Raw genomic sequence first — 23,570 nt, 5'->3', positions numbered from 1 at the left:
ATCAAACTCTTTAGTTTAATCTCTGTTTGTGACCACTGCTGGTCACTGGTTCGCTCTTCTCAAAAATACTGACAGTATTTCTACTGAATATTTCTTTGTTGAGCATTTAATGCTTTTTGTTGCAGCACCAAATGCCCACACTTATCGACTGTAAATTTTTAAAGATCATTCTGTGTTACATGCTGACAAATCGTTTTGTTTGTCAGCGAAGAGGCAAGATTATGAGGCGTTTCGTACATCTCGTCAAGCTCTTCTTTTTCTCACTCAACGCTGCATTTGCATGTGTTGTTTCGTGAGGGACAGAATCATACCAAGCGGAAGCCGATCTGCCAAGGGCTATTTTTCGCTGGCATCGCGTTTGCTTATAAACCGTATAGCAACGCTTATGAGTAAGCTTTTGCTCACGTTCTGCACAGGTGCTACATTATGGAACACCTTGCAGGTAAAGCAGAGCCGATAACGGCCGCCGGAGACAAAGAGACCACTATGGAACGCCAGACTGCTCCAATACGGAACACCCAGCCTGCAAGCGAAGCATGGGCTGACAACATGCCTCTTATCATAGAGACCTCCCATCAACGGTCCCAACAATACGGGATCAACCCCGAGACGCCGCCGGACTACAGCCCCCTTGCGCGCAACGACCTGTCGCTACTAATAGAACAGAACCGCCTGCTGCACGCGCACGCCATCCCGGCGATGGAGACGCTGTACCAGCAAATCGTCAACACCCATAATATGGTGATCCTGACGGATGCCAACGGCGTCATCGTCCATTCGCTGGGCGACGACGACTTCCTGGAAAAAGCCAACCGCGTAGCCCTGCAACCGGGCGTGGCCTGGTCCGAGCAAAGCCGCGGCACCAACGCCATCGGCACCGCCATCGTGGAACGTTCGCCGGCGCTGGTGCATGCGGACCAGCACTATCTGGCGGCCAATCACTTCCTCACCTGCTCCGCCGCCCCCATCGCCGACCATATGGGCAAGGTGATCGGCGTGCTCGATGTCTCCGGCGACCAGCGCAGCTATCACAAGCACACCATGGCGCTGGTGCGCATGTCCGCACTGATGATCGAGAACCAGCTGTTCTCGGCCACCTTCGAGGAAGCCATCACGCTGCATTTCCATGCGCGGCCCGAATTCATCGGCACGCTGATGGAAGGCATTGCCTCGTTCAGCCCCGGCGGGCGCTTCCTGGCGGCCAACCGCAACGGCCTGTTCCAGCTGGGCTTGCCATTCTCGGCGTTGCAGTCGCATACCTTCAGTTCGCTGTTCGGCTTGCCGGTGTCGGCGCTGTACGATCATTACCGCACGGCGTCGCCCGGCCTGCTCAACCTGTGCATGCACAGCGGCGTGCGGGTCTACGGCCGCGCGCAGCTGCGCCTGTCCAACAGCGTGTTCCAGCAATCGCTGACGCCGGAGCGCGCGCTGCCGGCCACCAGCGCGGTCGCCGCCAACCAGGCCGCCGCCAGCGCGCGCCGGCTGTCCGGCCTGCGCTATCTGCGCACCGGCGATCCGCAACTGGAGCTGGTGATTGAAAAAGTGACGCGGGTGCTGGGGCGCGATATCCCTATTATGATCATGGGCGAAACCGGCACCGGCAAGGAATTGCTGGCGCAGGCCATCCACAACGATTCGCCGCGCGCCATGAGCCCCTTCGTGGCGGTCAACTGCGCCTCGATCCCGGAAACGCTGATCGAATCCGAATTGTTCGGCTATGAAGACGGCGCCTTTACCGGCGCGCGCAAGAAAGGCGCGGTCGGCAAGATCCTGCAGGCCAACGGCGGCACGCTGTTCCTCGACGAGATCGGCGACATGCCATTCAGCCTGCAGGCGCGGTTGCTGCGCGTGCTGCAGGAACGCATGGTGACGCCGCTGGGCAGCGACAAGTCGATTCCGGTCAACGTGGAGCTGATCTGCGCCACCAACCACAATCTGCGCGAGCGCATCGCCCGTGGCCTGTTCCGCGAAGATCTGTACTATCGCCTGAATGGCCTGGTGGTCAAGCTGCCGCCGCTGCGCGAGCGCACCGACCTGGAAACCGTAGTCAGGAAAATCCTGGCGACGGAGTCCAATAACGCCCGCTATGAGGTGTCCGATGAAATCCTGGCGCTGTTCCACCGCCACCGCTGGCCCGGCAACTTCCGCCAGTTGACCAATTTGCTGCGTACCGCCATCGTCATGGCCGGCGACGAACACGAAATCTGCCTGCGCCATATGCCGGACGACTTCCTCGACGACATAGAACAGGCCAAGGTCCCCGACCACCACGCCGAAGCCGGCACCGCGCGCATGCTCGCCAGCGGCGCCAATCTGGAAGAGATGGAGCAGTCGGTCATCCTCAAGTCGCTGGAGGCGCACGGCGGCAACGTCTCCGCCACGGCGCGCGCGCTGGGCGTCTCGCGCAATACGATCTACCGCAAGGTGCCCAATCTGAAATAGCATCGCCGCCTCACGCATCGACAGGGAAGCCGGCGCTGCGCCGCTCCCGGCCCTGTTTGTCGATCGCCATCAGATCCACCGCCGGCAGCTGCGACGCCAGCGCGCTGGCGCGCTCCCATCCCATCACCATGAAGGTGGTCGACAGACCGTCGGCCAGCAGCGAGGTTGGCGCCAGCACCGTCACGCTGGCCAGTTCGTCCGGCGAATCGCCGAGCGCGGGATCGAAGATGTGGTGATGCCTGTAGTCCGGCGTGAAGATGCATTCATAATCGCCGGAGGTGGCCACGCTGCAGCCCTTCGCATACAAGGTGGCGGCCAGCGCTTCGGGATCACGCGGATCGCGCACGCCCAGTATCCACGGCTGGCGGCGCGGCTTGTGACCGCGCGCCACAAACTCGCCGGTGTCGAGCAGCGCGTCGCGAATACCGTGCGCCTGCACCGCCGCCAGCGCGCGGTCGGCGGCATAGCCTTGCGCCAGTCCGTTCAATGTCAGCGCCATGCCGGGCCGCCGGAATCGGACACGGCCCGCATCAAACGCCAGCTGACGCCAATCAACCAGCGACTGCGCGCGGCGGCGCGCCGCCTCGTCCGGCAATGCGCCGCGCGCGGCCGCCTGCGAAAACAGCTGCCACAAAGGCTGCACCGTCACGTCGAAGGCACCGTCACTGATGCGCGACAGCTCGGCGGCCTGCGCCAGCACTTCCAGCAGGCGCGGGTCCGGCTGCGCCAGCGCGCCGTCGCGGTTAAGCTGATAAACCTGGCTGGCGGGATGGTAGATGCTCATCAGGCGGTCGATCTGCTGCGCCGCGTGCAGGCCGTCGGCGATGGCGCGCGCGGCCAATTGTGCATCGTCGTGTACCACGGAGATCGAAATGGTGGTGCCGAAGGCCAGCGCCGCGCCGCGATGCAGCGTCGGGCTGCGCGCCAGCACGCAGCCGGCAACGCCAGCCATCGCGCCGACCGCGCTGACAATAAAGGTACGTCGTTTCATGACTCGCTCCTTGTGGCAGGCTGAATAGGGATGGTGCGCTGGCGCTTGAGCTGTGTGATACGCAGCGCGCACTGCTGATCACTTGCATAAATAACCACGCAATCCATGCACTGGAAGCACTCGGCGTAATCCACCTTGCCGGATGGCGCGATGGCCTGGTAGTCGCAGCGGTGGCGGCAGGTCTGGCACGGCGTGCCGCATTCGGCATAGCGCGGTATCCAGTTCAGCAGGCGTATCTTGCCCAGCAGCGCCAGCGACGCGCCGAACGGGCATAGATAGCGGCAAAAGAATTTGTAGACCACGCTGCTGGCCAGTAGCAGTCCCACGGCATAGACCACATACGGCCAGCTGCGCACGAAGTTCAGCGTAATCGCCGTCTTGAACGGCTCGAGTTCGACCAGCTTGTCGGTGATCTCGCTGGAGAAGAAGGCGCTGGCGACAATGCCGGCCAGCGCCACATACTTGATGCGCTTGAGCCGCGCATCCCAGCGCGGCTTGATGCGCCATTGCGGCACACGCGCCCAGCGCGCCAGCTTGCCGGTCAATTCCTGCAAGGCGCCGAAAGGACACAGCCAGCCGCAGAAGGTGCCGCGTCCCCACAGCAGCAGCGACACCAGCACGAAAGCCCACAGGCAAACCGTCATCGGATCGAACAGCAGGAATTCCAGGCTGCGCCGCGCCATCAGCGCCTGAATGACGCCGCTGAGATTGACGATGGATAGCTGCCCCTGCGCGTAATAGCCGACGAAGCCTATAGTGAATAGCAGGTAGGCGCGGCGGAACCAGTCGAAGCGCGCGGCGTGCGCAGTTAGAAGCTTCTGCATCGCCAGCGCAGCGCCCAGCACCAGTAGCCCCGCCGCCAGTAAGGCCAGCTCCCAGCGCCGCCCGGTCCAGATAGCGGTCCAGGATTTGTTATTCCCTTCAGGCGCGATGACCAGATCGGCCGGCAGTTGATAGCGCACCACCAGCTCGCGCGTGATGCGCTCCGGGTAGACGATACCCTTGTTGCGCGTGATAGGCAGCGCCAGTTCGAATGGCGACGCCGGGTCCAGCCCTGCCTGCGCGATCACGCGGAACACGGTCATGCTGTCGGCTTCTATCGGCGCGGCAAGTTTCAAATCCAGATCCAGGTCGCGCATATCGATCGGCAGCTTGTCCTGGCGCAGCAGCAGGCGATCCGGCACGCTGCCGCGCACAAAGTCTTCGCCGGTCACGCTGTAGCGGCCACTGGATATCGCGATCAGCGCATGGTCGCCCTCTTCCAGCCTGCCTTGCAACTTGCGCCATGCCGCCGGCGTGAGCAGATTACGGCCGATCGACGGCACCGATACGCAAGCCAGATACAGATCGATAAAAACATCGTCCGGATGCGCAAGCGCTTCCGCATCCAGTCCCGCACCGGCGCTGCCGGCAAACAGCTTTTCGGCGTCGCGGTTGCTGACGCGCAGATGCTGCACCAATCCATCGCGATGCATCTGCGCCAGATCCATGGGCCGGAACACATCCGGCCGCACGCGCGCGATCTGGTCCGGATCGCGGCCGCCGGCAAAGCCCAGCTTCTTGCGCGACACCTTGAGCGCCGCCGCCAGCACGCTCTGGTTAATGATGCGCACCGAGGCCGTGGCCTTGGACACGCCATCAATGTAAGCATGCGCCGCATCGGCATGCCGCGCGCGGTGGTTGCCGGTTTCGATGCTGATGTTCTGCTTCAGCGACAGATCCTTGTACTGTTTGACGAACTGGTACAGCGGCGCCTCGCCCAGGCCATCGAGGAACACCGGCTCATGATGCGACAGCACCTCCACGCCGATGAACACGCCCTTGGGATCGATGGCAACCATCAGATTCAGCGGCACGCCGGAGAAGCCGGGAATCGGCGCCAGGTCGACCGACTCGAACACATAGCCGACCAATTCCGTCGCCGTGGCGTTCTGCCGGAACAGCGGCCACACCGGCAGCTCGGCGTCGCGCTCGCCGACGATCAGCGGCGCCGGGAAGCGCCGCACCATCTCGTCGCGTGTCAGCACGCCCGCCTGCGCCTGCGTGGCGCCGATCAGCAGCGCCAGCACACCCGCCAGCAGGCACAGTATACTGGTCACCACGCGCCCCAATGTCAGCGAGCGTTCCATCAGAAGAAGATGATGCCGCCCAGCGAGGCGCCATTCAACTTGCCCTCTCCGCCGGCGAAGCCTTTGGAACGGGTCTGGCCGATCTCGCCCACCAGCGTGATCGCGCCGGTCAGCGAGTAATACAAGCCGCAGGTCAGGTTGGCGTTGGATTTCAGGCCACCGGTGCCGATGGTGTTGTCGTCATTGCGGCTGATGCCGTAACTCAGGCCGACCTTGACCTTGTCGGTCGGCTTGTAGGTGGCCTGCACAAAGTAGGCCTTGGACTTGGTGTCGCCCTGGTCGGCGTCGGACAGGATGCCCAGGCCTTTACCACCCTGGAAATTAGCCAGCACGCCAACCGGGCCAGCCTGATACGACGCCCCGACCTCCATACCCGACATGGTGAAGTCTTTCACGCCCGGCGCGGTGGCGCTGAACTTCTGCGACTTGGCGCCCAGCCAGCCCTTGAAGCCGTCGGCCGCATAACTGAGCTGCGCCTGCACCTGCGGACTGGTTTTCGACGAATATACCGGCGCCGCGACAATCGGCGTATCGGCTACGGGGCTGACCAGCGCCGCGTCGAAGCCGATGCCGGAAGCGTTCTTCGGCGCGCTCCAGGCGATCTGGCCGTAGTAGCCCACGTAGCTGTAGCCGGCGCCGATGTGGCCCAGCGTGACGCGGCCGCGCTGCGTCGCCTGCACCGGCGCGCCGGCGCCGATCAGCGTCATGTCGCCGAAGATAGCGCCGGCGCCGAAGATGCCGTTGTCGCGTCCCAGCTTGACGGTGCCCATCTCCGCATTCCCGAAGGTGAAGTAAGCCTGCCGCACATCGACGCCGCTATTGGCGGAGATCGCGCTGTCGGTGGCGGTGGCGTTGTAGATGCCGATCAGCGCCTTGACGTCGTAGTCGCCCTGCTTTGAGCTGGCTGACGTCACCAGGCCATTGGGCAGCAGGCCGTTGCCGATGGTGGTGCGGTTGTTCTCGCCGCCGCAGCCGAGCGCCTTGCCACCCAGCGCCAGCCCGCCCACCGCATCGCCGCTGCACGAGACCTGCGTGTAGTAAGCGTTGACGATGCCACCCAGCGCCACGTTCCAGTCGCCGGCCTTGAAATCGACCGCTTGCGCGCCTTGCGTTGCGAAGACTGCCACTGCACCCAGCATGAATACGGTTTTCATTATTGATCTCCCCTATTGTTGTGTACATCGAGCGATGTACACAACGCATGGCAATTTGCGTGCCCATGCAGCGCCACAGGAGAAAGTGCTCCTTATGCGCAAAGGGCTTGTGCTGTATCGGATCAATCGTGATGCAGCACTGTTCACAATTTGACCGATAAAAAAAAGGCGGCCGAAGCCGCCCGAAGATTGCAGGAGACACTGTTTACTTGGAGGAGAGCTTGAACACCCACACCGAGCCGCCCTGCTCCAGGAAGTTGACTTTCTTGGCCACCTCGCCGCCCCACAGCGGCACCGCGCCGCCCCAGCCGGAGACCACCGCCACGTACTGCGTATCGCCGTCCTGCCAGGTGACCGGTGGCGCCACTACGCCGGAACCGGTCTGGAACTTCCACAGTTCCTTGCCGCTCTTCGCGTCCAGCGCTTTCAGGAAGCCTTCCGGCGTACCGTAGAACACCAGGCCACCAGCGGTGGTCATCACGCCACCCCACAACGGCGCCGTGTTCTTGGCTTCCCACACGATCTTGCCGGTCTTCGGATCGACCGCGCGCAGCGCGCCGATATAGTCGTCGAACAGCGGACGGATGGTGAAGCCCGCGCCGAGGAAAGCGCCGCCCTTCTTGTAGCTGATCGGTTCATTCCAGATGTCCATGCCCCACTCGTTGGCCGGCACATAGAACAAACCGGTCTGCTGACTGTACGCCATCGGCATCTGGTTCTTCGCGCCGAGGAAGGCAGGCGCCGAGAACACGGTGGTGCCCTTCTTGCCTTCCTCGCCCTTGGTCGGATCGCCAGGACGATTGGCGGCGATGAAGTTCGGTCGGCCGGTCTTCAGGTCGATGCCCGAAGCCCAGGTGATCTTCTTCACGAACGGGAAGGCGTTCTGCAGCTTGCCGTTGTTGGCGTCGATAACGTAGAAGAAACCGTTGCGGTCGGCCTTGCCGCCATAACGCTTGCCGTCCATGTCGAAGGTGACGAATTCATTGGCGCCGTCGAAGTCCCACGAATCGTTGGGCGTGTTCTGGTAGGCCCATTTGATCTGCCCCGTCTTCACGTCCAGCGCCACGGTGGACGACGAATACAGATTGTCGCCGGGACGCAGGTGGCTGTTCCATGGCGCCGGATTGCCGGTACCGAAGTAGGCAAGGCCGGTCTTGGCGTCGTAGGTGCCGCCCATCCAGGTCGAGGCGCCGCCGGTCTTCCACAGGTCGCCCGGCCAGCTCTTGTTCACGGTGCCGGTGACGCCGTTGTCGAACTCCTTGCCGTCCTTGTCGTAGCGGTGGCCCATGTGGCCTTCCACGGTTGGCCGGGTCCACAGCAATTCGCCGGTGAGCGGGTTGCGCGCTTCGACGCGGCCCACCACGCCGAACTCGCCGCCGGACACCCCGGTCAGCAGCACGCCGTCGGCGATCAGCGGCGCCGCCGTCATCGAGTAGCCGGCCGCGTAGTCGTCGACCTTTTCCTTCCAGACGATCTTGCCGGTGTCCTGATCCAGCGCTACCAGCTGCGCGTCCAGCGTGCCGAAGATGACCAGGTTGCCGTACAAGGCCGCACCGCGGTTGACCACGTCGCAGCACGGCATGATGCCATCCGGCAGACGGTGCTCATACTTCCACAGCTTGGCGCCGGTCTTCAGGTCGATCGCAAAGATGCGCGAGTACGACGCGGTGACGAACATCTTGCCCTTGTAGATCAGCGGCTGCGATTCCTGGCCGCGCTGCTTTTCGCCGCCGAAGGAAAACGACCACGCCGGCACCAGCTTGGCGACGTTCTTGGTGTTGACCTGCGCCAGCGGCGAATAGCGCTGTCCTTCCGAGCCGATACCGAAGGACAGCACGCTGTCAGTGCTGGTGGCCGCGTTCTTCAGCATGGCGGTGGTGACATCGGCCGCCTGCACCAGCGATAACAGCGAGCCGGCAGCCAATGATGCGATGACTATTTTTTTCACGTTGTTCTCCAATTATTATGATTTTTAGTGTGTTCACGCAGGCTGCAGCATCGCCAGCTCTTCGTCGCTGAACAGGCGCGATCGGGTCAGGAAGCGCTTGCCGGTGCCGTTATCGAGCGAGAACATGCCGCCATTGCCCTCGACCACGTCGATGATCAGCTGCGTATGCTCCCAATACTCGAACTGCTCGCGGCCCATGTAGAACGGCGTCCCGTCCAGATTACCGAGATAGACGTCGGTGTCGCTGATGCTGAACTCCCCCGCCGGGTAGCACATCGGCGTGCTGCCGTCGCAGCAGCCGCCCGATTGAAAGAACATTAGCGGCCCATGGCGGTCACGCAGGGCGGCGATCATGTCGAGCGCCGCCGGGGTGGCCGTGACGCGGGCGATGGCGTGGTTCATGGTTAGAAGAAGCCCAGCGCGTTAGGGCTGTAGCTGACCAGCAGGTTCTTGGTCTGCTGGTAGTGATCCAACATCATCTTGTGGTTTTCGCGGCCGATGCCGGACTGCTTGTAGCCGCCGAACGCCGCATGCGCCGGGTACAGGTGGTAGCAATTGGTCCACACGCGGCCAGCCTGGATGGCGCGGCCGACGCGGAAGGCGCGCGAACCATCGCGGGTCCAAAGTCCGGCGCCCAGGCCGTACAGCGTGTCGTTGGCGATGCGCAGCGCGTCCGCCTCATCCTTGAAGGTGGTCACCGACACCACTGGTCCGAAGATCTCTTCCTGGAAGATGCGCATCTTGTTATCGCCCTTGAAAACGGTCGGACGCACGTAGTAGCCGTCTTTCAGGTCGCCATTTTGCTGATTGCGCTCGCCGCCGGCCAGCAGCTCTGCGCCTTCCTGTTTGCCGATGTCCATGTACGACAGGATCTTCTCCAGCTGCTCCTGCGACGCCTGCGCGCCGATCATGGTGCTGCTGTCGAGCGGGTTACCCTGCTTGATCGCCGCCACGCGGGCCAGCGCGCGCTCGATGAATTTCTCGTAGATCGATTCCTGGATCAGCACCCGCGATGGGCAGGTGCACACCTCGCCCTGGTTCAGCGCGAACATGGTGAAGCCTTCCAGGCACTTGTCGAAGAAGGCGTCGTCGGCGTCCATCACGTCTTCAAAGAAAATGTTCGGCGATTTGCCGCCCAGTTCCAGCGTCACCGGAATCAGGTTCTGCGCCGCGTACTGCATGATCAGGCGACCGGTGCCGGTTTCGCCGGTGAAGGCGATCTTGGCGATGCGCTTGTTGGACGCCAGCGGCTTGCCCGCTTCCAGGCCGAAGCCGTTCACCACATTCAGCACGCCCGGCGGCAGCAGGTCGCCGATCACTTCCAGCAGCACCATGATCGAAGCCGGGGTCTGCTCGGCCGGTTTCAGCACCACGCAGTTACCGGCGGCCAGCGCCGGCGCCAGCTTCCACACCGCCATCAGGATCGGGAAGTTCCACGGGATGATCTGGCCGACCACGCCCAGCGGCTCATGGAAGTGATAGGCGTAGGTCTCCGAATCGATCTGCGCGACTGAGCCTTCCTGCGCGCGGATGCAACCGGCGAAGTAGCGGAAGTGGTCGATCGCCAGCGGAATGTCGGCGGCGGTGGTTTCGCGAATCGGCTTGCCGTTGTCGATGGTCTCGGCGGTGGCGATCAGCGCCAGATTGGCCTCCATGCGGTCGGCGATCTTGTTCAGGATGTTGGCGCGCTCGGTCTGCGAGGTCTTGCCCCACGCATCCTTGGCGGCGTGGGCGGCGTCCAGCGCCAGCTCGATATCCTCGGCGGTGGAGCGCGCCACTTCACAAAACACCTGGCCGGTGATCGGCGTGATGTTGCCGAAGTATTCGCCCTTGACCGGCGCCACGAACTTGCCGCCGATGTAGTTGTCGTAGCGTTGTTTGAATGGGTTGGCTACGCCCAGTTTGCTGATGTCTGCGAGATTCATGTCATCCTCTTTCTGCTGTGGTTATGGAGTGCTGCATCACCTGCTTTTCGCAAGCATCGTGCCAGCCTGCGGATACGGGGGAAGATGCGGTAGCGCCGGTGATGTGGGTGTCACTGGCATGTGACACCTGTTCAGCTTTGGAACAGTTGTGCGGCGATGGAGCAAATGGAGCGATGGATTAGCGGATCACCACGCCCCACGGCAATTCACCGACGGCGATGTCCGCCTGCTTGACGACGGTGGCGGTATCGATCACGGACACGCTGTTGGAGCGGCCATTGGCAACGTACAGCCGCGCGCCATCCGGGGTCAGCGCCATATTCCAAGGCCGCTTGCCGACTGCAATCGTGGCCACCACCGCATTGGAGGCGGTATCGATCGCCATCACGCTGCCGTCGATGCCGTTGGAGACGTAGACCCGGCTACCGTTCGGATGTACCGCGATGCCGTTGGCGTTGCGGCCGGCCGGAATGCGTACCAGTGTTTTCAGCGCCGGCATATCCAGCACATACACCGCGTTGTCCAGTTCACAGGCTACATAGGCGCGTGCGCCATCGGCGCTGAAGCCCATGCCGCGCGGCCGCAGGCCGACAGCGATCGAGCCGCTCTGCTTGCGCGCCGCCACGTCGATCACATCGACCTGCTCCGCCTCCTCGGCGCTGACCAGCAGCCAGCGCGCATCCGGGCTGAATACCGCGTGCTCCGGATTCTTGCCGCGCACCGGCATATCGGCCAGCACCTCGCCGCTGCGCGCATCGATCAGCGTCACGCTGTTGCTCTCTTCCACCGCCACCGCCACGTAGCGGCCATCGGCGGAGGCGCTGACGCCTTCGGGCGACTTGCCCAGGGCGATGGTACGCAGCAGCGCGCCGTTGGCGGTGTCGATCACCAGCAGCGCATTGCTGCCGGCGTCAGTGACGAACAGCCGCGCACCGGCCGGATCGGCGGCGATGCCGCGCGGCCGCTTGCCGGCGGCGATCTGGCGTAGCACGGCGCCGCTGCCGGTATCGATCACGCTGACAGTGCCGGATTTCTCGTTCGGCACATAAGCCAGCGGCGCGGCCAGCGCCTGGCCACCCAATAGCAAAACGAATAAGGATAGGATGCGAAAGCGATTCATGGAGGTCTCCTTTTATAAGAATGTCCGCATCCCGTTGCAATCGTCGTGCCATCGAAATCGGATGGCAGGTATATTGCTTACTGGTCCGTCATAACACTGACCAAAAACGGAGACCACATGAAGCATCACCCTTTTCCACTGAAGACGGTGGCGGCGCTGTTCGCCCTGAGCGGCGGCGCCATGGCTGCCAACGAAGCGGTTGAACCGATGGATACTGTCGTCGTCAGCGCCACCCGCGTCGGCCACACGGTATTCGACATGCCGGCCGCCATCGACGTGCTGGACGCCGAACGCATACGCGACGGCCAGGCACGCGTGAACGCCAGCGAAGCACTGGTGGCGGTACCCGGCCTGGTGGCGCAGAACCGCCAGAACTACGCGCAGGACTTGCAGATCTCCTCGCGCGGCTTCGGCGCCCGTTCCGCCTTCGGCGTGCGCGGCGTGCACCTGATCGCCGACGGCATCCCGGCCAGCATGCCGGATGGACAGGGCCAGGCAGCCACCTTCAACCTGGATATGGCAGAACGCATCGAAGTGCTGCGCGGGCCGTTCTCCGCCATCTACGGCAACCATTCCGGCGGCGTGATCCAGCTCTTCACGCGAGAAGGAGAAGGACCGCCATCGATCGAAACCAGCGTCAGCGCCGGCAGCTACGGCAGCCGCAAGGCCGACATCAACGCGCAAGGCAAGCAGGCCGGCATCGGCTACGTACTGGACGCCTCGCGCTTCGAGACCGACGGCTACCGCGCCCACAGCGCTGCCACCCGTGACCAGGCCTACGCCAAACTGACACTGACGCCGCTGGACAACGCCAAGTTGACCATCACCGCCAACGCACTGCGCCAGGACGATACCCAGGATGCGCTGGGCGCCACCTGGACCACCTATCAACGCGACCCGCGCGCCGGTGAAATCGACACCACCGACACGCAGAATCCGAAGCGCACGCTGGCCGACCGTTACAACACCCGCAAGAGCATCGACCATCAACAGGCCGGCGCCAACTGGGAGCAGCGCTTCGGCGAGGACCGCCTGCGCGTGACCGCTTACGGCGGCAACCGCAGCGTGATCCAGTACCAGGCGTTCTCCAAGGCCTTCCAGGCGCCTGCCACCCACTCCGGCGGCGTAGTCGATTTCGACCGCGACTTCTACGGCACGGACCTGAACTGGCTACACGTCGCCCAACTGGCCGGCGGCAAGCTCAGTACCACCGTCGGCCTGGAATACGGCCGCTCCAGCGACGACCGCACCGGCTACGAAAACTTTGTCGGCAATGTATTCGGCATCAAAGGCGCGCTGCGGCGCGATGAGCAGGACACCGTCACCAACCTCGATCCCTACCTGCAGACGGAATGGGAAGCCGGCGCCTGGATGCTGAGCGCGGGCCTGCGCCACAGCAGCGTGAAAATTTCGGTGGACGACCGATTCCTCAGCAATGGCAATGACAGCGGCAGCCTCGATTACAGCCACACCACGCCGGTACTGGGAGTGTTGTACAAGGTAGCGCCATCGCTGAACGTCTACGCCAGCGCCGCACGCGGCTTCGAAACGCCGACGCTCAATGAACTGTTCTACTCCGGCAGCGCCGGTGGCTTCAACTTCCGCCTGCAACCGGCGCAAAGCACGCATCTGGAAACCGGTGTCAAAGCGCGGCTCGGCGACGACACCCGCATCAACGCCGCCGTGTTCCAGGTCCGCACACGCGATGAACTGGTGGTCGATAGCAGCAGCGGTGGCCGCACCAGCTACCGCAACGCCGGCCGCACGCTGCGCCAGGGGCTGGAACTGTCGCTCGATAGCGCCTGGCGTTATGGACTGAGCACGCGCGTGGCGCTGACCAGTTTGCGCGCCGTCTACGACCAGGGCTTCGGCGCCGTGCTGAAAGGCAGCCGCCTGCCCGGCGTGCCGAACGCGAATGCTTACGGCGAACTGGCATGGAAAGACAGCGCCGGGCATTTCGGCGCTGCATTGGAAGCTGTCGCCAGCAGCAAGATCTACGCGGAAGACGCCAACACGGACCAGCCGGCGCCCGGCTACGGCGTGCTCAATGCGCGCGTCAACGCCAGCCAGCAGTGGGCTGGCTGGCGTCTCAAGCAATTCATCCGCGTGAATAACCTGCTGGACAAGCAGTATGTCGGTTCGCTGATCGTCGGCGACACCAACAAACGCTATTACGAAGCGGCGCCAGGCCGCAACTGGCTACTGGGCCTGAGCGCCCAGTACCAGTTCTAGAAGCGGTACCGCAACCCGGCCGCCACCGCGCGTGGCGCGCCGGGTGCGACAAAGCGTGCCTGGGCCGGATCGTCCGCGCCCGGCTGCCACAAAGCCCCGTTCGGGAACATATTCACCGCCACCGCGCCGAAGCTTTCGTAACGGCGGTTGGTGGCGTTGGTCACGCGCGCGTACAACTCCCACTTCGGCGCCGGCTGGTAGCTGGCATGCAGGCCAAGCAGCGCATGGCCGCGAATACGCCAGTCCGTGCCTGCCGGCGCGGCTTGACCGTCTTCGTTGCCCTGCGTGGTCATGTCCGACAGCGCGACGACGTCCGCGCCTAGCGTCAACGCGGCCACGGGATTCCAGTCCAGTCCCAGCTTGAGCGTATTGCGCGGCAGTCCCGCCAGACGGGTGCCGGGCGTGACGTGGACATTGCGCACGCCGGTGAACAAATCGCCCTCCGCATCGTAGGTCGCGTCCAGATAGCTGTAGCTCAGACGCGTGTTCCATGCGCCGTAGCGGCGGCTGGCGCTCAGGTCCACGCCCTGGTGGCGCGTGCGCGCAAAGTTGGAGAAGTAGCCCTGCTGCGCCAGCGAAGCGCTGCGGAACAGGATGTCGTCGAGATTGACGGTGCGGTAAACCGACACCGCCGCCATATCGCCATGCGCCCCCTGCCAGCGCGCGCCGGCTTCGCCAGTGCGCGACACCACCTGCTTCAGGTAAGGATCCGATTGCAATCCCACCGGCAGACGGCACGGCTGCTCCGGATCGGCGCAACCCAGTTCGATCACGGTCGGCACGCGATTGCTCTGCGACAGATTGGCGAACAGCGTCCAGCCGCCGCCCATCAGCTGCGCCAGTCCCAGCGCCGGATTCAGTTTGCGGTAGCTGAAGGTTTCGCGCGGCTGCACGTCGTCATCGTCGCGGCGCAGCTGGTTTCTGACGCGCGCATAGTTGTAGCGGGCGGAGATGGTCAGCCAGGTGCCATCAGCCACGTTCCAGGTATCGGCCGCATACAGCCCGGCCGCGCGCGAGCTGCCATCGACCGACGATCCGGCCTCGCGCTCCTCGTCATCGTCCATCAGCACCGAGCGATTGGCGGCAAAGTCGGCCTCCTGCTCGTACTGCGCGAAACTGACGCTGCTGCGGTCGAACGTCAGGCCGGCGGAGAGCTGGTGCGCGCCGGCGGTCTTGCTGAATTGCGTGCTGAAGCCCTGGCTGTTCTGTCGCGTCTCGGTGGTGTTGTAGGTGGCGGCATGATCACTTTCGCCTTCCGCATAGTCGTCGTTGATGTCGCCGTTGACGGTGCTGCGCTGGCTGTTGCGCGCATAGAGCGCGGTAGTCAGTTCGGTGTGGTCGTCAAACCGGTGCGTCATGCTGAAGACGATCTGCCGCAGGCGGTTGCGCGTGACGTCGGGCGACGTGTACACGGCGCGGCGGTTCTGTTCATACAGGTCATCAGGCAGCAGGCCATTGCCGGTCAAGCGACTACGGCCCGCCAGCACTGCGACGCTCCAGTCATTGTCGCCGACGGAGCCTGCCAGCTTGGCGTACAGATTTCCCAGATTGCCGTCCGACTGGTCACGCCAGCCGTTGTCGCGGAAGGCCGTGCCGGCGATGAGCGCATTCCAGTGTTCGCCGCTATCGTAACCGTAGGCCAGGTCGGTGCGGCGCTGGCCATTGCTGGCGGTGGAGACGTTGGCGTCCAGCCCCGGATGGCTTTTGCCGGATTTGGACGCCAGCACCAGAGCACCGCCCAGCGTATTCAGTCCGTACAACGGATTCGATCCCGGCGCCAGCATTACGCTGCCGATTGCCGCTTCCGGCAGCATGTCCCAGTTGACCACATCGCCGAACGGCTCGTTGACGCGCACGCCGTCCAGGTACACCGAGATGCCCTGCGATGAACCCAGCACCGGTGACGCGCGGAAGCCGCGATAGGTAATGTCGTTCTGGAACGGACTGCCAGAAATCTCGTTGACGTTCACGCCGGTGAGATTGCGCGCCATGAACTCGCCCAGATTCTGGCCGGCCGCAAGGTCGATGGTATCCGCGCGGGCGGTCTGCACCTGATACGGCAACTGGTTGCGCTCCACGCCCAATCCTGGCAGCGGCGCAACGCCCACCACGTCCACCGACAGCATGGAGGCCGCCGGATACGCCGTCGCAGGATTCTCGGCCGCAGCCGCGCCGGCCCACGCCAGCATGACGCTGGCGACAATCAGGCGGCGCTTCATGGCGTTTGCTCGTGCACGCCGTACTTGGCGAAGATGGCCTTCAATTCGCCGCTGGCCTTCATGTCGTTGACGGCGGCCTGCAGCAGCTTCGCCACATCCTGGTCGTCCTTGCGCACCGCCATGCCGACCGCCCAGCCGGCGCGCGGCAGGCGCTGGAAAGTCACCTCATTCAGCGGAAACGCAGGATCGTCGCGGAACACCGCATCGATTTCGGAGCGGTTGGCCAGCACCGCATCCAGCTGGCCGGCCTTCAGCTGCTCCAGCGCCTCGGCTGCCGTCTCGAAAATGCGCACCTTGTCGCGGAAGCGTCCATTGCCCTCGCCCAGCAGCACCATGGCGGCGATGGAGACCTTCTCCACCCCGACGGTCTTTCCGGCCAGCCCATCGATGCCGTCATATACCGGCATGCTGCGCGCGCTGCGCACCAGCCGCACCGTCTCCACGTGATACGGCGCGAAGATCGTCACCTTGCCGTTCTCGTTGATCAACTGCGGCTCGACCGGCACGTGCAGCATGACGTCGGCCGGACCATAACCGAGGTAGTGGCCCTTCCACACCATGTTGCGCAGGTCGTCATTGAGGTTTTCGCCGGCAGGGAAAGGCAGCAGGCTGAGTTTAAGACCCAGCTTGGCCGCCAGCGCCTGCGCGACATCCACGTCAATGCCGCCACTGCGGTCGGAGAACGGCGCAAACTCGTCGTAGACGGCGACCTTGAGCGAACCTGATTGTTTGATCTTGTCCCAATCCGCATGGGCCGGAGCGGCGGTGCCCGACAGCGCCAGCGTCAGGGCGAACGGAAGCAGCGCGGTAGCGCGCAGGCGATGACTCGGCATGGCGGGCTCCCGGATTATTTGGCGTCGTCGCGGCGGGCTTCCAGGTAGGTCTTGATGGCCCACATGGCTTCCTGATTGAACACGCCTTCAAACGGCGGCATGTAGACGGCGCCATTACGCACCTTGCCGTGGCGGATCGAGGTCAGATAGTAGTTGTCGGTCTCCTTGTAGCAGGCCTTCTTCTTGTTCTCGTTCTTGACGTCGGTGCAGTCGCGATCAAGCATGCGCAGGTCCGGCGCGATGCCGCCGGTGACGGCTTCCAGGCCGTGGCAGCGCGCGCAGTTCTGGTTGTAGGCGGAGGAACCGATCTTCAGCGCCAGCTTGTTGCCGCGATACGGATTCTGTTCCAGCCATTTGTCGCCGAGCGGCGTCAGGCCGGTGGTGTCGACAGCTTGCGGCACCACGTTACCGTGGGCATAGGCGTACAGTGACGTAGTGGCGGCGGCGATAAGGCTGACGGCGGCGAGAATGCGAAAGGTTTGATGCATGATTGTCTCCAGGCTGTTTTAAGAAGTGCTATACAGCCATTGAGCAAACGCCGTGCCACGCTTTTCTCGCCTTGATCTACGACATAACTGCTCCAATATGGCACAGGTGTCACAGCCTTATGTTCAACGCAGGCTGATGGTCTGGCGCTTCCATGCCGGGTCTTGCCAGCGGTAGAACAAGCTGAGAGACGATGGCTTGTCGGCCGACTTCAGTGTCGCCAGCGTGTTGATATCCACCAGTTCGAAACTGCGCTTGAAGCGGCCGTCAACGCGGGCTTCGCGCACCACCAACATATTCTGCGTGCCCGGTACCCAGCCGGCGAATTCCGCATAACCGATGTCCGGATCGGCAGCGGCCGGCGGCATGACGTCAACCAGCCAGCCATCGCTGGTCTGATGGAACAGCCACATCTCGCGCCAGCCATCCACCGGCTGCACAGCCAACACCAGCGCCGTGCCTTGCGCGTTGGCCCGCGCCGATGCAGTCCATACCACGCCGTAGCTGCATCGCCGCGCCAGCGGATGCTGCTGATCGTGCTTGCCATCGACCAGCAGCACGCACGTTTCACCCGGCTGCCCGGCCGCCGCCACCACGCGCAAGCCACCGGCCACTGTGGTCACGCCGGCCGGCGACTGCGCCGCCCAGCGCACGCTGCCCGCCCGCACGCCGGCTTCGGCGTAGGCGACGGCATCATCCTCGGTCAACTCGGCTGGCTCCACCATCCCCAGCTCGTCCAGCGCCCGCTGCCCAGCCTCCGTTGAAGACAAGCCTTTACGCGCTCGCGCAAACGCCACCGACGACCACACCATTGACCGCCGCATATGCACGCGGTTCTTCACATGTGCCGGCAAATCCTTCAACTCCACCCGCTCCAGCACCTCCGCGCGCCAATCATCCAGCGCCACCCACGCGCCCGGCCCCAACGCTGGATCGACACACTCCTGCCGCGTCAATCCCAGCACCGCCGCCGCCCTCTGCGATTGCGATGCCGACGCCATCGCCAGCACACGCCGGAACGCCTCGCCGTCATAGCACAGCTGCATCCGGCCCTCGCGCTCAAAGCTGCGAATACCCACGCCATACCGCGCCACCGCCTCCAGATGCGCGGCAATCACCACATCCCCTTGCTTGCTTTGCTTGGCCGACGCGCGCCGCGCCAGACGGTCCGCCATCGTCCCCAGCGCATCGAACGGTTCCGCCGTAATCGCCGCCGCCGGCGCGGCCTTCAGATAGGCCGCCGCATAGCTGATGCCAAGCGACTCCGCCCCCGGCGTATCGCGCAGAAAGCGCACCACCGACAACAGCTCCGGCGCATCCGCCGCCTCCAGCGACACCTTGCGCACCTGCGCCGCGCGAATATAGCCGGCCCGCTCACGGCGATAATCGTAGACCTGCAAAAAATCCTGCTTCTCGCCGCGAATCTCCAGACTATCGCCCTGCCACAGGACCGCCTGCTGCTGCGCCGAATCCTTGGGCGCGGCACGCAGCGCCGCCTGATCCTGCGTCACAATCGCCAGCGTCAGGGCCGCCGTCATCAACATGACCATAATTACTGTCCTTCCGCCGCCACGCGCGGCTGCTTGCCCAGCAGCGCCGAACCGATAAAGCCACCATCAGCCGGTGGCGGCGCGATAATCACCGACACTTTGTCCGACAGCTTGTCCGCCATGGTCTTCTGGATCAGCAGCGGATTGCGCGTCAACAGTTCGCCCTCGCGCTCCATCTGCGCCACCTCCACCTTGCCGACGATCTCGTGGCGATACGCTTCCGCCTCGGCCAGCTTGCGCCGTGCATCCGCCTCGCCGCCCGCCTCGATCAAACGCGCCTGGGCATTGCCCTCGGACGTCTTGATGCGCGCCTCCTTCTCCGCTTCCGCCTCCAGCCTGCGCTGCTCGATCTGCTTCTGCTTGAACGGCAGCACATGCGCCATCGCCTGTTCCTGTGCGCGCGCCGCAATGATCTGCTCATTGCCGGCCGCTTCCGCCGCCTTCTCGCGGCGCACCTTTTCCGCATCCGCCTCCAGCGACGACTGCTTGACCTGCTTCTCCTTCAGCTCCAGCGTATAGCGCATCTTCTCGGTTTCCAGCTCCTCGGCCAGCAGCTTCTCCATGCCAGCCTGATACTCCGCCGGCAGCGTGATTTTGCCGATGGTGATGCCACGCAGCGTGACGCCATCCGCCGCCAGCTTGGGCTTCAGCTCCGACTCAATCTCCTTCTGGATCTCGGCGCGCTTGGACGAATAAATCTCGCGCACCGTATAACGCGTGAACACCTTGTAGATCACACCCTGCACCGCCGGCTCAACAATCGCGCCGCGGATATCCGGCGGCAGCGACTGCGCCATCGCCACCACCCTCGACGGATCGAGCGCATAGCGCACCGACATATCCACGCCCAGCGCCAGTCCCTCCACCGACTGGAACGGCGCCTGCTCCGGGCGCGCCGGACGATATACCTGATCCAGCAGCGACACCTGGCGCAGCACATGCACGCCCGGCATCATGAACACCGCGCCGTCGCGCACCGTGATCGCAGAACCGGTCAGCTGGTTGGTGCGGATGCCGACATTCCCCGGCGCCAGCTTGGCCAGCGGCGGATGCGTCACCAGGCCGTAGACGGCGGCAGCGGCCAGTCCCACCGCCACCAGCATCGCGCCGTTGCGGCGCGCACCGTTCACCGCCATGCCGGCGCCGCCGCTAAACGCAGTCCGCATCGCCTGCACCATCCGTTTGATCCGCTCTGCCATGATGTTCACCTTTCGTTGAGTTCCGGGCCTATCCCTGAACAGCATGGTGCGCCGGACGATGCGGAAGTATCAACGCTGTCGCCGTCCGCCTCTCTTCCGGGCGTGTGAGGAAATCCTCACAGCCGCTTTGTGACTTTTCCCTCAAAAGCGTAGATACTTATTCCATTAACAGAATGCGGAGCGCAGCATGGCCAGAGTCGCCGTCATCGAGGACGATCATCCCACCAGCAACCAGTTGCGGGCGTGGATAGAAGCCGCGCGTCCAGGCATCGTGGTCGATCAATGGTTCAGCCGCGACGACGCCGAAGCCGCCATCGCCCGCGAGCGCTACGACCTGGTGGTGCTGGATATTGAACTGGGCCGCGAGCGCCACGCCGGCGTCGCCATCATCAACGCCATCAACAAGCGGCATGCGACACCGGTGCTGGTGGTGTCGGCCATGCCGGCCACCATCTACCGCAGCATCATGAAAGCGCTGGATGCATGGGACTACCTGCAAAAAGCCACGTTTGAAGAAGCCGATTTCGTCGAAACCTTCCTGGAAATCCTGCGCGCCGTACCTGCGCCGATGCCAGCCCCCACCACCGGCGCGGCGGAACTGAGCATGGACCCGCTACGCCAGCGCACGCCCATGTGGCGTGGCCAGCGCATCAACCTGCCGCTGACGGCGCAGCGCATCCTGGCGGCGCTGTTTGCGCGGCGAGGCCAGGTGATCTCCTACGACGAATTGTTCGACGTGGTGAAGAGCGGCCGCAATCGCGACAACATCCGCAAGCACGTCAGCACCATCCGCGACGCCTTCCGCGAAATCGATCCCGACTTCGCCTGCATAGAAAACGTGCCGATGCGCGGCTTCCGCTGGACCGACGGCGAATGAACTGGCGCCGGCTTAGCCTCGTCCCCTATCGCCTGCGCCTGCTGCTGCGCGCCGCCTTTGTCTTCCTGATGGCGGCCACGGTGGGGCTGGCGCTGTCGGTGCTACAGCAAGAGAAGCAGCTCAGTTACAAGAACTACGAAGGCAGCTTCCAGAAGACGCGCGTGCAGATCGCGGCGACGCTGCGTCATCCTACCGGCCAACTGGCGCTGCTCAATCCACAGCCGTCCAACGGCGGCGGCGCGCTGCATCCACTGCTGCTGCCTTTCGCCGCGCTGGATTTCGACGACCTGCAAAAAGTACAGCAGGCGGTGGCGATGTCCGGTTGCCTGGCGCAGTACGGGAACAATGGATCACTGTGCGTCGGCATCGGCAACAATCCGTGGGCCGGTGGCTTCATCTACGTCGCCGGCAGCTTCGATAGCGCGCAGCTGGTGTCCCATGTACGTGGCGACCAGGTGGTCGACCAGGCGCACCGCGTGCGGGTCAAAGTCACGCTGCGCGGACAAACCTACGACTGGATCGCGCCGTTTGAAGAAAGCACCGAGCCGCAAACGCCGGGCCGTCGCTACGGCGGCATGCGCGGACGGCTAACCGGCTTCACCGCTGCCGATGTCGCGCGCGGCAAATCCCCTGTGGTCAAGGACTTCCGCGGCTGGATCTGGCAAAACCCGCGCTGCAATCAGCCCGACATCGCCGACGATGACGCCAACTGTGCGCGCAGCGCATTTTTCTCCCTGCGCCTGCCGGTCGCCGTGCTGCAAGACGCCTTGTTTGAAAAGCGCCGCCCCGAGTGGCCGCCGGCCGATCTGGATCGCATCAACGTCAGCATCGCCGTGCTGCCGCCGGGAGATGGGGCGCCACTACTGGACAGCAGCACCGGTCCGGCCGCGCCGCCATTCTCGCTGACGGACCTGAAGTCCATGCTGCTGCCGGGCGAAAGCCTGCAAATCAAACGTCTCAGCAATGGCGCGGCGCTGCCGGTGCTGGTCGCGCCGATTGATTCGGAAGACCAGAGCTGGCACTTCGTGACGGCGCTGATCCGCCGCCTGCCGGTGGACGCCTACGATGTGCCGCTGGCAGCGAAGGAAATCATCACCACGCCGGCCGGCAGTTACGAGGTGCTGTTAAAAGGCGATGTACGCAGCGTGAGCAAAAGCCTGAGCGTGGTGGCCAGCCGCCTGGTGTGGTTTGTCGGCGCCATGCTGGCGGCGCTGATGCTGGCGTGGCTGGTGATCGAGATCGGCATCATCCGTCGCGTCAAGGTGCTGATCAAGCGCGCCGACGATGTGGGCGAGCGCGTGAAAGCGGCACGCGGGTTTTCGGAGGCCGATTTGGCCGACCTGCGCGGCGAAGATGAACTGGGCGTGCTGGCGACCGGCCTGCACGACCTGCTGCGCCGCGTGCGCGAAGACGTCGAACGCGAAAACATCCGCGCCGAGCAGGAACGCGATATGTGGCATGCGGTGGGCCACGAGATCATGTCGCCGCTACAGTCGCTGATGGTCTTGCACGGTGCGCCGGAGGACCAGAGCCACCGCTATATCAGCCGCATGCAGCAGGCGATCCGCGTGCTGTATGGACGGGCCTCGCCCAGCGAAGCATTCCAGTCATCCGAACTACAGGTGAGCGAAATAGACCTGACGGCGTTTTTACAGAATGTGGCCGGCAACGCCTGCCACGTCGGCATCGACGGCGTGCGCTTCGATGGGTTGGCGGAGCCGTTGACCGCGCGCGCGGATGAATATTCTCTGGAGGATGTGGTCACGCACGTGCTGCGCAACGCGGAACGCTACCGCCAACCGGGCAGCCCGATCACCATTACGCTGCAAGGCAACGACACCGGCGCAGCGATCGGCATTCACAACGACGGTCCGCAAATCCCCTCCGACATGCTGACCAAGATCTTTGAATACGGCGTATCGGACCAGCCGGAATCCGGCGCCGAAGGCAATCGTGGCCAGGGCCTGTTCGTGGCCAAGACCTATATGGCCAAGATGGGCGGCACCATCGTTGCGCAGAACCGCGCTGGCGGCGTCAGTTTTATCCTGAGTTTGCAGCGTGGCGCGTAAACGCAAAAAGGCCCGCTCACTGAGCGGGCCTTCCTGACTTATAACTAGCTTGACGATAACCTACTTTCACACTGGTTGCAGCACTATCATCGGCGTAGAGTCGTTTCACGGTCCTGTTCGGGATGGGAAGGGGTGGGACCGACTTACTATGGTCATCAAGCTTTGACTTGTGTGCTCTGCAGCCAACGGCTGCACAGCGAATCTGGGAGAAGTAAAGTTTTGTGTTGGGGTAGCACCACTCATCATCAGAGTAAATGCGTATAACCGTCAAGGTTATAGGGACAAGCCGTACGGGCAATTAGTATCAGTTAGCTTAATGCATTACTGCACTTCCACACCTGACCTATCAACGTCCTGGTCTCGAACGACCCTTCAAAGAGCTCAAGGCTCTGGGAA

The 23,570-nt window shown here is 63.6% G+C and carries 16 protein-coding genes and 2 rRNA genes; 4 read left to right on the top strand and 14 right to left on the bottom strand.

Features of this window, described 5'->3' with window-relative positions:
• Positions 1 to 549: 549 nt before the first annotated feature.
• Positions 550 to 2,442, top strand: coding sequence for a sigma-54-dependent Fis family transcriptional regulator (locus GTP69_RS29375; protein ID WP_229261207.1), 1,893 nt, complete (start codon positions 550 to 552; stop codon positions 2,440 to 2,442).
• Between the two features lie 10 nt (positions 2,443 to 2,452).
• Here the strand turns inward: GTP69_RS29375 and GTP69_RS29370 are convergent, their stop codons facing one another.
• The 7 genes from GTP69_RS29370 to GTP69_RS29340 all read right to left on the bottom strand — a co-directional run bounded on the left by GTP69_RS29370 (position 2,453) and on the right by GTP69_RS29340 (position 11,709).
• Positions 2,453 to 3,433 carry an FAD:protein FMN transferase gene (locus GTP69_RS29370; protein WP_161058177.1) on the bottom strand — a complete coding sequence of 327 codons (981 nt, stop codon included), beginning with the start codon at positions 3,431 to 3,433 and terminating at the stop codon, positions 2,453 to 2,455.
• A complete protein-coding gene (locus GTP69_RS29365) occupies positions 3,430 to 5,532 on the bottom strand; it encodes a 4Fe-4S binding protein (protein WP_371868194.1) in 2,103 nt (700 codons plus the stop codon). Before GTP69_RS29365 ends, GTP69_RS29370 begins: the two co-directional genes overlap by 4 nt.
• Positions 5,533 to 5,561: 29 nt before the next feature.
• Positions 5,562 to 6,716, bottom strand: coding sequence for a porin family protein (locus GTP69_RS29360; RefSeq protein WP_229261206.1), 1,155 nt, complete (start codon positions 6,714 to 6,716; stop codon positions 5,562 to 5,564).
• 205 nt (positions 6,717 to 6,921) lie between these two features.
• On the bottom strand, positions 6,922 to 8,664 hold the full coding sequence (locus GTP69_RS29355) for a PQQ-dependent methanol/ethanol family dehydrogenase (protein ID WP_161058176.1): 1,743 nt from the start codon (positions 8,662 to 8,664) through the stop codon (positions 6,922 to 6,924).
• A 33-nt stretch (positions 8,665 to 8,697) separates the two neighbouring features.
• On the bottom strand, positions 8,698 to 9,066 hold the full coding sequence (locus tag GTP69_RS29350; RefSeq protein ID WP_161058175.1) for a DUF779 domain-containing protein: 369 nt from the start codon (positions 9,064 to 9,066) through the stop codon (positions 8,698 to 8,700).
• Between the two features lie 2 nt (positions 9,067 to 9,068).
• Positions 9,069 to 10,589 carry an aldehyde dehydrogenase gene (gene adh, locus GTP69_RS29345; protein WP_161058174.1) on the bottom strand — a complete coding sequence of 507 codons (1,521 nt, stop codon included), beginning with the start codon at positions 10,587 to 10,589 and terminating at the stop codon, positions 9,069 to 9,071.
• Between the two features lie 178 nt (positions 10,590 to 10,767).
• Positions 10,768 to 11,709: a beta-propeller fold lactonase family protein gene (locus GTP69_RS29340; RefSeq protein ID WP_161058173.1), complete on the bottom strand. Its 942-nt coding sequence runs from the start codon at positions 11,707 to 11,709 to the stop codon at positions 10,768 to 10,770.
• A 117-nt stretch (positions 11,710 to 11,826) separates the two neighbouring features.
• Here GTP69_RS29340 and GTP69_RS29335 point away from each other — a divergent pair, with 117 nt between their 5' ends.
• The gene (locus tag GTP69_RS29335; protein WP_161058172.1) at positions 11,827 to 13,941 is read left to right on the top strand and encodes a TonB-dependent receptor family protein; all 2,115 of its coding nucleotides are present in this window, start codon (positions 11,827 to 11,829) and stop codon (positions 13,939 to 13,941) included.
• On the opposite strand, the gene GTP69_RS29330 is transcribed toward GTP69_RS29335, so the two are convergent.
• The 5 genes from GTP69_RS29330 to GTP69_RS29310 form a co-directional block, all read right to left on the bottom strand.
• Positions 13,938 to 16,160: a TonB-dependent receptor gene (locus GTP69_RS29330; RefSeq protein WP_161058171.1), complete on the bottom strand. Its 2,223-nt coding sequence runs from the start codon at positions 16,158 to 16,160 to the stop codon at positions 13,938 to 13,940. The two genes, GTP69_RS29335 and GTP69_RS29330, sit on opposite strands and share 4 nt — an antisense overlap.
• Positions 16,157 to 16,993: a substrate-binding periplasmic protein gene (locus tag GTP69_RS29325; RefSeq protein WP_229261205.1), complete on the bottom strand. Its 837-nt coding sequence runs from the start codon at positions 16,991 to 16,993 to the stop codon at positions 16,157 to 16,159. Before GTP69_RS29325 ends, GTP69_RS29330 begins: the two co-directional genes overlap by 4 nt.
• A gap of 14 nt (positions 16,994 to 17,007) precedes the next feature.
• Positions 17,008 to 17,481 (bottom strand): cytochrome c-550 PedF, encoded by a 474-nt coding sequence (pedF, locus tag GTP69_RS29320; protein ID WP_161058170.1) that lies wholly within the window; start codon positions 17,479 to 17,481, stop codon positions 17,008 to 17,010.
• A 123-nt stretch (positions 17,482 to 17,604) separates the two neighbouring features.
• Positions 17,605 to 19,023, bottom strand: a complete 1,419-nt coding sequence (locus GTP69_RS29315) for an SH3 domain-containing protein (protein WP_202424624.1) — start codon at positions 19,021 to 19,023, stop codon at positions 17,605 to 17,607.
• An 8-nt stretch (positions 19,024 to 19,031) separates the two neighbouring features.
• Positions 19,032 to 20,228, bottom strand: coding sequence for an SPFH domain-containing protein (locus GTP69_RS29310; protein ID WP_161058168.1), 1,197 nt, complete (start codon positions 20,226 to 20,228; stop codon positions 19,032 to 19,034).
• A 187-nt stretch (positions 20,229 to 20,415) separates the two neighbouring features.
• Between GTP69_RS29310 and GTP69_RS29305 the strand changes: the two genes are divergently transcribed.
• Both GTP69_RS29305 and GTP69_RS29300 read left to right on the top strand, forming a co-directional pair.
• On the top strand, positions 20,416 to 21,105 hold the full coding sequence (locus GTP69_RS29305; protein ID WP_161058167.1) for a response regulator transcription factor: 690 nt from the start codon (positions 20,416 to 20,418) through the stop codon (positions 21,103 to 21,105).
• Entirely contained in the window at positions 21,102 to 23,174 is a 2,073-nt protein-coding gene (locus GTP69_RS29300; protein WP_161058166.1) for a sensor histidine kinase, read from the top strand. The genes GTP69_RS29305 and GTP69_RS29300 overlap by 4 nt, the downstream gene beginning before the upstream one ends.
• 47 nt (positions 23,175 to 23,221) lie before the next feature.
• Here GTP69_RS29300 and rrf read toward each other — a convergent pair.
• Together rrf and GTP69_RS29290 are read right to left on the bottom strand one after the other, a co-directional pair.
• A 5S ribosomal RNA gene (gene rrf, locus GTP69_RS29295) occupies positions 23,222 to 23,334 on the bottom strand.
• A 117-nt stretch (positions 23,335 to 23,451) separates the two neighbouring features.
• Positions 23,452 to 23,570: ribosomal RNA gene (locus GTP69_RS29290) — 23S ribosomal RNA — on the bottom strand; the annotation flags it as partial.

The sequence above is a fragment of the Duganella levis genome (assembly GCF_009857605.1).
GTDB lineage: Bacteria > Pseudomonadota > Gammaproteobacteria > Burkholderiales > Burkholderiaceae_D > Rugamonas > Rugamonas levis.
Note: the sequence above shows the minus strand (reverse complement) of the source record. Positions and strands in the feature narration are given on the sequence as shown.